The organism is Epilithonimonas sp. (genome assembly GCF_036780765.1).
In the GTDB taxonomy this organism is placed as follows: domain Bacteria; phylum Bacteroidota; class Bacteroidia; order Flavobacteriales; family Weeksellaceae; genus Epilithonimonas.
Genome location: NZ_DAIQCG010000005.1, coordinates 56,519 through 68,584 on the forward strand (window position 1 = coordinate 56,519; position 12,066 = coordinate 68,584).

The 12,066-nt window shown below is 34.8% G+C and carries 10 protein-coding genes; 9 read left to right on the top strand and 1 reads right to left on the bottom strand.

Annotation, left to right across the window (positions count from 1 at the left end; all coding sequences use genetic code 11):
• Window positions 1-108 precede the first annotated feature (108 nt).
• The 6 genes from V7P73_RS09935 (at window position 109) to V7P73_RS09960 (ending at window position 7,559) form a co-directional block, all read left to right on the top strand.
• Window positions 109-900, top strand: coding sequence for a T9SS type A sorting domain-containing protein (locus V7P73_RS09935; RefSeq protein ID WP_333853176.1), 792 nt, complete (start codon window positions 109-111; stop codon window positions 898-900).
• A gap of 477 nt (window positions 901-1,377) precedes the next feature.
• Complete coding sequence (locus V7P73_RS09940; RefSeq protein ID WP_333853178.1) at window positions 1,378-2,157, top strand: T9SS type A sorting domain-containing protein; 780 nt, start codon at window positions 1,378-1,380, stop codon at window positions 2,155-2,157.
• A gap of 202 nt (window positions 2,158-2,359) precedes the next feature.
• On the top strand, window positions 2,360-3,667 hold the full coding sequence (locus tag V7P73_RS09945) for a pectate lyase family protein (RefSeq protein WP_333853180.1): 1,308 nt from the start codon (window positions 2,360-2,362) through the stop codon (window positions 3,665-3,667).
• Between the two features lie 44 nt (window positions 3,668-3,711).
• Window positions 3,712-5,973, top strand: coding sequence for a pectinesterase family protein (locus tag V7P73_RS09950; protein WP_333853182.1), 2,262 nt, complete (start codon window positions 3,712-3,714; stop codon window positions 5,971-5,973).
• Window positions 5,974-6,040: 67 nt separating this feature from the next.
• Window positions 6,041-6,349 carry a T9SS type A sorting domain-containing protein gene (locus V7P73_RS09955; RefSeq protein WP_333853184.1) on the top strand — a complete coding sequence of 103 codons (309 nt, stop codon included), beginning with the start codon at window positions 6,041-6,043 and terminating at the stop codon, window positions 6,347-6,349.
• 178 nt (window positions 6,350-6,527) lie between these two features.
• A complete protein-coding gene (locus V7P73_RS09960; protein WP_333853186.1) occupies window positions 6,528-7,559 on the top strand; it encodes a LacI family DNA-binding transcriptional regulator in 1,032 nt (343 codons plus the stop codon).
• Between the two features lie 55 nt (window positions 7,560-7,614).
• Here V7P73_RS09960 and V7P73_RS09965 read toward each other — a convergent pair whose 3' ends face one another.
• Window positions 7,615-8,280: a head GIN domain-containing protein gene (locus V7P73_RS09965; protein WP_333853188.1), complete on the bottom strand. Its 666-nt coding sequence runs from the start codon at window positions 8,278-8,280 to the stop codon at window positions 7,615-7,617.
• A 115-nt stretch (window positions 8,281-8,395) separates the two neighbouring features.
• On the opposite strand from V7P73_RS09965, the gene V7P73_RS09970 reads away from it, so the two are divergent.
• The 3 genes from V7P73_RS09970 (at window position 8,396) to dnaJ (ending at window position 11,939) form a co-directional block, all read left to right on the top strand.
• The gene (locus tag V7P73_RS09970) at window positions 8,396-9,940 is read left to right on the top strand and encodes a S41 family peptidase (RefSeq protein ID WP_333853190.1); all 1,545 of its coding nucleotides are present in this window, start codon (window positions 8,396-8,398) and stop codon (window positions 9,938-9,940) included.
• A gap of 247 nt (window positions 9,941-10,187) precedes the next feature.
• Complete coding sequence (locus V7P73_RS09975) at window positions 10,188-10,727, top strand: nucleotide exchange factor GrpE (protein ID WP_333853192.1); 540 nt, start codon at window positions 10,188-10,190, stop codon at window positions 10,725-10,727.
• 93 nt (window positions 10,728-10,820) lie between these two features.
• Complete coding sequence (dnaJ, locus tag V7P73_RS09980; RefSeq protein WP_333853194.1) at window positions 10,821-11,939, top strand: molecular chaperone DnaJ; 1,119 nt, start codon at window positions 10,821-10,823, stop codon at window positions 11,937-11,939.
• Window positions 11,940-12,066: the final 127 nt, after the last annotated feature.

The window sequence follows — 12,066 nt, forward strand, 5'->3', positions numbered from 1 at the left end:
ATTGTAAGGATTAGAAATAATTTTATATTAGAACCGTCGGTTTATTACATTAAATAGTGTAATCGATTGCGCAACAAACTAAAACAAACAACTATAAACTCATTTATTATGAAAAAACTATTATTTTCTTTAATTTTTGCGGGGATTTCCGTAGTTACATTCAATGCTCAAAGTAAAATTTGGGATTTTAGTGATGCTACGAAATTTCCTGCTGGTGCAATTGCAGCTGATAAAACTGTAGATGGTTTGTCATTTGTGACAGGTGGAAGTAATCTTACTGTAGCGACTAACAGTCTTGCAACTTTTGATGATGGTTACGCTCCTACTCAACGTTTACAATTTGGAGGTAACAGTTATAGCGGTTCTACGAATCCTGCTGTGGGAGCTGTTTCTATGCCAACAAGAAGGTACTTGCAATTTGCGGTAACTGGCAACGCTGTGATTAAATTCTGGGCAAGAGGTGGAGGTGCGAATAGATCTATTTTGATTTCGGATGAAACTGGTAAAGTTTTAAGTTCAACGACATTTGCTGGAAGTACGACTGCAGATGTGGCTATTGCAAGTTACACATACACGGGATCTGCGGGAAATATTCTGATTACAACAGGAAGTGGTGATAACAGTTTGTATAAAATTGAATATACAGACAATGTTACAATGGCTGTTGGAGATGTGAAGTCTAAAAATAAATTGAATGCTTTCTCTGCAGGGAACAAAATTTACATCAAAGACTTAGAGGCTAAGAATACTCAGGTTAATGTATATTCTGCTAATGGTGTAATTGTTAAGTCTCTAAAAACATCTTTAAATACAGACTTTGAGATTAATGTCAAAGGAATTTACATTGTTAATATGAAATCTGAAGCAGGAGAAAAATCTGTGAAGGTGATTATTAAATAAAAAATTAGGTTATAAATATTTTTCGTATTATTTTTTTAAGAAAGCCCTTAGAGTCAATGCTCTAGGGGTTTTTGTTTGACGGTAATTTACCATTTTGAATGATTTTGTTTTAATAATTCACTATGAAGCAAAGGATGTCTGTAAATATGATATTAATAATAGATTTTTTTTGAAATTAATTATTTTGAAGAAATCAGATCAATTTTTAGTGAAATTAAGACAACCGATTGCGCAGATTTTAATTCGAAAAATGTGTTTTTAAATATTCAGTTGTGGAAAATTTCACAGTTTTATATATTCTGAAAGCGTTATTAATAAAGAGTTTTTTCTTTTTGTTAAATAAATTTAATGTTAAATTAAAAAAAAATATCTTGGAAATGAATAATAATTTTATATTAGAACCGTCGAATAATTACAAATAATTGTGTAATCGATTGCATTGAAAATTTAAACAACTAATTAATAAATCATTTTATCATGAAAAAATCATTACTTCTTTTAGCATTTGCAGTGGTTGCTACTGTAGGAAACGTAAAAGCACAAACTACTTGGGACTTTTCATCTGCTGCGTGGCCTGTAATATCTGGTGAGACAGCTAAGGTTAAAAACAATTTGGCATTGGTTCCTGGACCAGAAACTGTAGTTAATTTTGGAGCTGTAGAAGCTAACTCGGCTACATTCTCAGATGGTTATTCTGCATCAAAACGTTTCAAATTGAACGGAGGAGGTTATACTTCAACAGGAGTTAATACGACACCAACACAACGTTATATCTATTTTAAAACCAATGGTAACTCATCTATTACTATTTGGTACAAAAACGGAGGCGGTGGAGACCGTACATTGTATATTGGAACGGGAACAGAAATTTTAGCTTCTAAGACTTACTCTAATTCTTCAGACGGTATTATCTACACTTACGACTATGCTGGACCAGCAAGAGATATTTATATCTACGGAGATCAGTCTCTTAATATTTACAAAATCACCGCAACCAATATTGGAACAACTGTATTGGGTGTGAATGATGTGAAAAAAGATATGAAAGCTACAGTTTATACCAGCGGAAATAAAATAGTTGTTTCTAATCTTGAGTCTAAAAATACGGAGGTTAATGTTTTCAATGCAAACGGTTCTTTGGTAAAATCTATGACGACTTCTAATGATGCTAACTTTGAGTTGAATACTAAAGGTTTGTATATCGTAAATCTTAAATCTCAGGCGGGAGAAAAGTCTGTGAAAGTTTTAATTAGATAAGATTATTTTCTACAGCATATAGAATCAATAAAAATTTAAATGAATTAAATTTTTCATTAATTAAAGTTTGATGAAACCTATTTTCATCAAACTTTTTTTGTCTTAGTTAAAATGAATTTAATTTTTAATGAGCTATTAATCAGTTTATTGTGAATTAAATCAAATTTAATCTTCTCATCAATTCTTATACATTTTATTTCTAATGAAAAGAATATTTTTAATACTTACGTTACTTACATCATCTATTGTTACTAATGTAATTGCACAATGTAATGTGTCCGGATGGGCGTCAACCAATGGTGTTGCAGGTGGCGGATCAACTACACCTACAGTTGTGACGACTTATGCTGAATTAAGAACTGCAGTAAACAGTACATCTGTAAAAGTAATTCACATTTCTGGGCAGATTACTTTTCCTGCTGCTGGACGTCTTACTCTTAATAATCAAACCAACAAATCTATTCTAGGTTTAGCCGGAGCTAGATTGATTTCTACAGATCTCACTGCTGGCGGTTCAGGAATTCTGACATTGAAAAGTAGTTCCAATATTTTGATAAAGAACATCACATTTGAAGGACCAGGTGCTTATGATGTAGATGGGAATGATAATATGACAATTGATAATTGTACTAATGTTTGGATAGATCATTGTACATTTCAGGATGCTTTGGATGGTAATCTTGATATCAAAAATGCATCGGATCTGATTACTGTAACCTGGACAAAATTCGAATACTTGAAAGCTCCAATTCCTGGAGGTTCTGGGGGAAGTAATGACCATCGTTTTTCTAATCTTTTTGGTTCCGGAGATGACGCGACTCAGGACGAGGGGAAACTGAGAATCACTATGCAATATTGCTGGTGGGGCAATGGTGTAAGAGAAAGAATGCCGAGAGTGCGTTACGGTAAAGTGCATCTTTTGAATAATTATTTCAATAGTTCTGTAAGTAACTACTGCATCTATGCAGGTTATAAAGCAGATCTGCTAATCGAAAGTAATTATTTTGAGGGCGTCAAAAATCCAATCCGTTTAGAAACAGGAAATTTTACGGCAGCTCAATCTGTTGATAATACATTTATTGGAACATCGGGAACAGCAGTTGGTTCAGGAACCGCTTTTACGCCACCTTACTCGATTAATAAAATTGCATCTCAAGATGTAAAACAAACTGTTATGACTGGAGCAGGTGCAGTTTTGCTACAACCAACGGATTGTATATTATTATCAACCAACGAAATCGATTCCAAGTCTAAATCTGAATTTCAATTTTTCCCTAATCCTGCTTCAGAACAAATTTCTTTAAAAGCTTTTTCTGAAAACAATCAGGGGGTAAAAATCAATGTAACAGATATTTCAGGAAAATCAGAAGGAACGGTTTATCAAGGAAATATTAATAAAGGAATTAATACAATCAATTCAATTTCAATTAAAAAATTGAGCAAAGGCGTGAAGCTTTTCGAAGTGAAAACAGATAAAGGTTCTTACACTCAAAAAGTTATTGTAAAATAAATTTATAAGCAAATCGAAATCATAAACAATTAATCTAACTACTAATGAAAAAAAATCTAATCTTACCAATTGTGCTATTCAGTACAGCTACGATTTTCGGAATCGGAAAGAGCATTTCTTTTTTTTCAGATTCTGTAAAAGGGGATTCAAAGCCGATTTTTTCATCAATAAGAGAAGTCAAGAATAAAACAGAATCTTCAAAAAAATATTCAAAGTTATTTGAAGCAACAACCGCTTCTGTCAACTGGCCTTTGATTGCAGATGTTACAACCAAATCTTTGGAAGGTAATCTAGAATCAACGGTAAGTTATCCAACGACAATATTAAAAACAGAAGTCAATTCAAAAGTTGATTTCACAGGCGATGGAACTGTAGATAGCAATATCGATTTCTATCAATATACAGGAACTAACACCAATAGTTGGACAGGAACAGGAAGTACTACAATTATCGACGAAACCAAATATGTTCAATTTGATGTCAACGCAACCAACAGCGGAACTTTCACCATTAATAGAGTAGAAGCTCAGGTTGGCGCTGGTGGAACTAGCAATATGTATTATCAGGCATTTTATAGTTTAAATGCTGATTTCTCCGACAGGGTTCAGATAAAAAGTGCAACTCAATTAACACCTAGTGGAAAAGCGTTGACTCTGGATGTAACCTTGGCGACATCGGTTGTGATTTCAGGAAGTCAAAAATTCTATCTTAGATTTTATCCTTATATTGCAGCAGCTACAACAGGGAAACAATTTGCACTTAGAAATGTAAAAATATCCGGAACTATGGAAGGTTCTGTTGCTAATCCTGCGACAGTTTCTACAACAGCGATCTCATCTATTTCAACAACAACAGCAGTTACAGGAGGAACAATTTCCAGCAACGGCGGTGGCGCAATCACTGCAAGTGGCGTTGTTTATAGTACCAATGAAAATCCAACAATCGCAGATTCTAAAACGACTGAAAATGCGACATCAGGTTCGTATGTAAGTAATTTGTCGGGATTGTTACCCGGAACAACTTATTATGTAAAAGCTTATGCAACCAATTCTGCAGGAACATCTTATGGAACTCAGGTTAGTTTTGTAACATTATCCAATATTGTTGCGCCAACTGTAACAACAACGTCTCAATCTCAAGTAACAAATAAATCTTTTGTAGTTTCAGAAAATGTAACAGATTGGGGTGGTACTAATGTAACAGATAGAGGAATCGTATATTCAACATCTGCAAATCCAACAATTGATAATGCTACAAAAGTCTCTACTGGAAATGGTCTTGGTGCTTTTTCATCTTATGCTTATGGTGTGACGCCTTCTACAGTATATTATGTTAGAACATTTGCAACCAATTCGGCTGGAACTTCTTATGGCTCACAAGCTACAGTTAATACACAAGCTACTGAACCAGATGTAATTAAAATAATTGCTAAAGATGGTTCTGGAGATTATACAACTGTTCAGGCTGCTTTTGATGCAGTGCCAGATAATTACACTGGAAGATGGATTCTTCATATCAAACCTGGAACTTACACGGAAAGACCAACTCTTTTAGCTAATAAGATTAATGTTTTTCTGGTTGGAGATAATGCGGATACAACTGTTATTACCAATAATATTTCTGCTGGAGACATCAATCCTGATACAGGTTTGGCTTACGGAACTTCTCTTTCACAAACGATGGCGATTTTCGGAAGTGATTTTACAGCATCCAAAATTACTGTAGCCAATACATTTGTTAATTCAACTGCTAATACTCAAATTAATTCATCTACTCAGGCTGTAGCACTTAAAACGCAAGGCGATCGTCAGGCTTTTTATGATTGTAAGATTTTGGGTTATCAGGATACTTATTTAGGAAACAGTATTGGAAGGGCTTACTTTAAGAATTGTTATATCGAAGGCAATGTAGATTTCATATTCGGACGCCAAACTGTCGTTTTTGATCATTGTACAACTTATATCAATCGTAATAATAGTGTTGTAACAGCACCTTCTACAGAGGCAACTACGAAATATGGATTTGTTTTCTTAGATTGTAATTTGACTGTGCCAGCAGCCGGAACTACAGACTTTAATGGAACAGTAATCAATAATTTCCATTTCGGAAGAGCTTGGCAGAATACACCAAAATCATCGTTTATCAGATGTGAAACACCTTCTCTGCTCAATGCAACAGGTTGGACTACACCAATTAACGGTGCACTTTCCGTAACATTTGTAGAATATGGAAATACAGGAGCTGGAGCAACGCCTGACAGATTAGCGCAAAGAGCTAACGGTTGGAGTAATTTTAACAGAAACTGAATCTCAGGTTTATACTGTTTCTAACGTTTTCAAAAAAGATACAGATCCTTCATTTGTTTTCGATTGGATGCCGGAAGCTTCTGTCAATATCGATATTGAAACTTTAGTAGTTAATGATATCAAAAACAACAAACTTTTAGTTTATCCAAATCCTTTTGCAGATCAGGTTACCATTTCATTTGATTTGAAATCTAATTCTGAAGTTAATGTTAAAATTTATGACGTTAATGGAAGAATTGTGAAAACAATTAAAAGTAATGAAAAGAAAGGATTGAATAATTTGACGATCGATACAAAAGATTTGAGAACCGGACTTTACTTTTATAATTTGAAAACGAATTCTGGAGAATCAACAGGAAAGCTGATTAAAAAGTAAACAATTTAATTTTCATAATGAGAGCTGTCTTCATTTCGGTGGGACGGCTTTTTATTAGATAAAAAATTACTAATTGTAAAACTGATAAAAGAAATCAAAAGATTTTGATTCTGAAAGCAGTTGTGACAGGTATTATTTATATATTTACAACCAACCGAATATTCATCAAAAAGAATATATGACCAAGAAAAACACGACGATATATGACATTTCCAAAAAACTGAATGTAAGTGTAGCCACTGTTTCCAGAGCGCTAAACGATCATCCCAGAATTAGTCAGGAAACCAAAGAATTGGTTGCTGCTACGGCTAAGGAAATGAATTATAAGCAGAACAATTTGGCAAAAGCCCTGCAAAGTGGAGAGACCAAAACTGTTGGTGTGATTGTGCCTTATATCAATACCAATTTTTTCTCATCCGTCATTAGAGGAATTGAGGAAGAACTGTCTCCTCACGGTTATCGTGTGATTATTTGTCAAAGCCACGATGATGCTGCAATAGAAAAAAAGCAACTCAATACCTTGTTGCGCACTCAAGTAGATTGTATTTTCATTTCGATATCAAGAAATACGACTGATATGGATTATGTGAGAAAAATCCTGAGCACAACCAACACGCCAATTATTCTTTTTGATAGAAAGAAAGATATCCCAGGTGTGAGTACAATTACAATTGATGATCACAAAGGTGCTTATCAGGCAACAGAACATTTGATTAACCAAGGTTATAAAAACATATGCCATTTCTCTGGCGATCAGAATCTGGAAATTTATCAGAATCGTTTGAATGGCTATATTGATGCTTTGAAAGATTATAATTTACCGGTGTTGAAGGAAAATATTATCAATACAGGAAGTTCTATCGAGGAAGGAATTAGTGCTATGAAAAGTCTTTGGAAACGTAAAGTGAAACCAGATGCTATTTTCTCTGCTAGTGATTTTACAGCATTAGGTGCTTGCAAAGAAATCAAAAATCTTAAACTTAAAATTCCTCAAGATATTGGCGTAATTGGTTTCAGTAATGAGCCATTTACTCAATTTATGGAACTGTCAATAAGTTCCGTAGATCAAACACCTGTTTTGATGGGAAAAATCTCTGGAAATGTATTTCTGGAAAGTATCAAAGACAACTCTTCCGGAATCAGTATCGAGAAGAAATTGGTTTTAACGCCAACACTTCATATCAGACAATCATCCAACAGAAAAAAATAAAAAAAACTCCCAAATCTCGGGAGTTTTTTCTGCTTTTTATTATAATATCAAACTGCTAATGGTAATTGATTTTACCGCCTACTACTTTTTTCTCATTTTTCATCTGTGGGTTTCCGTAAACATCTATGACGCCACCGGCTCTGGTTGTAGCATCTACAGATTTAGAAGCATAAACAGAAGCTTTTCCACCAGCATTGGTTGTTATTTTTGTAATTTCTGTTTTCAGATTCTGTCCGTCATATTGCCCACCGGTGCTGATTACTACGGTTTGGGATTCTGCGTCGCCGGATAATTTTAAAATTCCGCCAGTATTGACTTTTCCTTCAAGAACATCGGCATTAATATTAAGATCAATCTGAGAACCTTCATTAGACTTTACTTCTAATTTGTTAAATTTTACAGTGTCATTGGACATGATTCTCGCACCCTGACTGGCTTGGATTTGATTGATGTCTTTATAATAAATAACCACTTTCACATCATCGCCTTGCAATAATTTGGCTGCTTTCATTTTCACCTTTAGTTCATTTCCTGAGCTAACCAACTCAACTTCATTGGCTTTTGTTCCGCTTAATTCTGCTTTGTATGAACTTGATGAAACCAATTCTACAGGTATTTTATCAAAGACTTTAAGGGAGGTAAACGCCGCTACATCTTTTGTTTGCGCCAATGAAAACTGAGAAACCAGAAATACAGATGCTGCAACAATTATATTTTTCATTATTAATTCAAATTTGATTGACAGCAACAAATTTAAAACCACTTTATGTTAGAATATGTTAAAGTTCCTTTTATAATAGCCTTATTGTGGTTTAATAATCTTATTTTTATTGCTTATGAGAAAAGCTTTATTCTTATTGGTTTTCATTTTTCTAATATCTTGTCAGTCTGTCAAGAAAAACCACTTGTTACTAGAGAAAAAAATACCGGTTTCTGAACTTAAAAAAGATATTGATTTCACTTATAATAAACTGAAAAAATTCCATCCGGAACTGTATTGGTATATTTCTAAAGAAGATTTGGATTATAAATTCGATAGTCTTAAAACAAGTCTTAAAGAACCACTGACGCCAAACGAATTGTACTTCCAGCTTTCACCTGTTATAGCAAGCATTAATGAAGGTCACTTGCGACTGAGAGCACTTTCCAGAAGATATACAAAGGCTGAACAAAAAGCTTTTAAAAATAAACGTCCTCTTTTTTCTTTGATGGAGTATCAAGTGGTAGATAACAAGATTTTCATTAAAGAAAATAAAGAGAATATAAAAGATCTACAAGTTGGAACAGAAATTTTAAAAATTAATGGCGAAGATGTTTCAACATTGGTAAAAAAGTATAGAAATCTTATCAGTTCAGACGGTAAGAATCAAACTTATCAAAAATACTTTCTCAATCTGGCATTCCTAAACTATTATACTTTGGAAAAAGGTTATCTTGATAGTGTCACTTTGCAGACCAAATGGAATAATAAGATTGCAGATGTTTCTATCAAAAGACAACGTAAAACGGATAAAGAACTTGTTACAGACAAAGTACAGCCAAAAGTAACTGCCCAACAAAAAGTTCAGGATTATGACATTAATTCCAAAACGTATAACAGAAGTTTTAAGTTCGTAAAGGCTGATAGCAGCGTTGCTTACATCAAGGTGAAATCTTTTTCTTCAACTCTTGCTAACAAGTTTTATAAAGAAACGTTCGAAAAGCTAAAACATAGCAAAGCAGATTACCTTATTCTGGATATAAGAGATAATCTTGGAGGATCACTTTCGGAGATCAATACGCTCTATTCTTACCTTACGGATAAAGAATTTGTATTGATTAAAGCTCCAGAAATGACTAGTAAAATATCCAGTATGCATCAAAATTACTTCAGAGGTAAGACGACTTTTTCAAAAGTTTATGCTGCGGTTGCTTATCCTTTTTTTTTGGCTGGTAATTATTTTATGTCTTCTAAAAAAGATGAAAAGTATTACTTCCGAGAATTTGCATCCAAACCTAAAAAACCAAAAGATAATGCTTTCAAAGGTGAAATTTATGTTTTGGTGAATGGCGCCAGTTTTTCAGCATCATCAGTGATTTCGGCAAAATTGAAATACGAAAAAAGAGCGACCATTGTAGGTGAAGAAACGGGTGGAGCCAATGACGGAACCGTTGCTGGCCTAAGCAATACCGTAATTTTGCCACATTCTAAATTAGCGCTACCAATAGGCCTTTTATTAATCCGTCCTAATATCGAGTTTGATAACCAGCACAGAGGTGTTATCCCTAATGTCGAAATCGATCCCGAATTTGGAAAATTATCTGATAGAGAGGATAATACAATGAAGTGGGTGATGGATGATATTACGTTTCGCAGTTCAATTACAGGGACTACAAAATAGTCTACAAAAATATTTGCCTTTACTCGTCCGAACAAAGCATCTTTGTCCGAGCGAGTAAAGCATCTTTGTCCGAACGGCTAAAGTATCTATAGAAAATCATCTAAAATATTTTCCAACTTCTCCAACTTCTCAAACTCCCCAACTCTCAAACTCAATTTCGCTCCAACTTAATCCCAAACTCTGCCTAATTGTCAAAAAAACACAATTGGCAAAGGAATTGAAAAAACAACTCTATAAAATTACCATAATGGAAGAAAACAAAGATATACACGAAGAAAACCTGAATACAGAGACTACAAACACTGAAGCTACGGAAAACGTAAATCAGGAAAATGTGTCACAACAACCAACTGCTGAGGAACTTTTGGCAGAAGAAAAGGACAGATACATCCGTCTCTATGCAGAATTTGAAAATTATAAAAAAAGAACGCAGAAGGAAAAGAACGAGTTCTACCTTTATGCTTCAAAAGATTTGATGACCTCTATGCTTGGAGTTTTGGATGATTTTGAAAGAGCTATCAAAGAAATCTCCAAAAACGGAAACGAAGCAGAGTTAAAAGGTGTCGAATTGATTTATCAAAAACTTAAAAGCAAATTAGTAGAGAAAGGCTTGGAGGTAATCCACGTGGAGCAAGGTGATGCTTTCAATGTAGATTTGCACGAGGCTATTACATCTATTCCTTCGCCTTCTGAGGATTTGAAAGGGAAAATCATCGATGTGATAGAAACAGGCTACAAACTACACGACAAAGTGATTCGATTCGCAAAAGTGGTTACAGGAAACTAATTATTTATTAATGATAAAAGATATTTGGTCAATGATTTTTAGAATCTCTTTTCAATCATCATCCATCAATTATCCATCATCAATTATCAAAAAATGAGCAAACGAGATTATTATGAAGTTTTGGAGGTTTCCAAAAGTGCAAGTGCTGAAGAAATAAAAAAAGCCTACCGAAAAATGGCTATCAAATATCACCCGGACAAAAATCCAGGTGACAAAGTTGCTGAGGAGAAATTCAAAGAAGCAGCGGAAGCTTATGAAGTTCTGAGCGACGACAACAAAAAAGCAAGATACGACCAATACGGTCACGCAGGAATGGGTGGCGCAGCCGGAGGTGGTGGTTTCGGCGGATTTGGCGGCGGAATGAATATGGAGGATATCTTCAGTCAGTTTGGTGACATCTTCGGAGGTGGATTTGGCGGAGGAGGCGGTCAAAGACAGCAACAGTCTCGTGGTTCTAACCTGAGAATCCGCATCAAACTGAATCTGGAAGAGATGATTAACGGAACTCAGAAAACCGTTAAAGTGAAGAAGATGAAGTTGGCTGCGGGCGTAACTTCTAAAACTTGTCCTACTTGTGGCGGTAGTGGTGTTCAGGTAAGAATGATGAACACAATGTTCGGCCAGATGCAAACTCAAACCACTTGTGGAACTTGCCAAGGTGTTGGAAAAGTGGCAGACAAAATTCCTGCTGGAGCTAATGCACAAGGTTTAATAAAAGAAGAGGAAGAAATCACAATCAATATTCCGGCTGGAGCCAGAGATGGCATCCAACTAAATGTAAGAGGAAAAGGAAACGATGCACCTTTGGGTGGCGTTCCTGGAGATCTTTTGGTTGTAGTAGAGGAGGAAGTGGATAAAGTGATTAAGCGTGAAGGCGACAATCTTCACCAAGAACTTTACATTTCTTTTGCAGAAGCAGCTTTGGGAACTTCAAAAGAAATCAACGTGGTTGGTGGAAAAGTGAAAATCAAAGTGGATGAAGGAACGCAGTCTGGAAAAATCCTGAGATTAGCTGGAAAAGGTCTTCCAAACATCGAAGGTTACGGTGGGAAAGGTGATATGTTTGTTCATATCAATGTTTGGACACCACAAAAATTGACCAAAGAACAAAAAGAATTCTTCCAGAAACAATTGGACAACGGCGATATGAATGCCGAGCCAACAGGAAAAGAGAAAACATTCTTCGAGAAAGTAAAAGATATGTTCAACTAAGAACAAACGAAAAGAGACTTAATTTTAAGTCTCTTTTTTATTTGAATAAATATTAATTTCACACAAAACCCTGAAAGGGTTTAATAATAGTAGCCGTAGGTGAAACCTATGGATAAAAATGTATTAA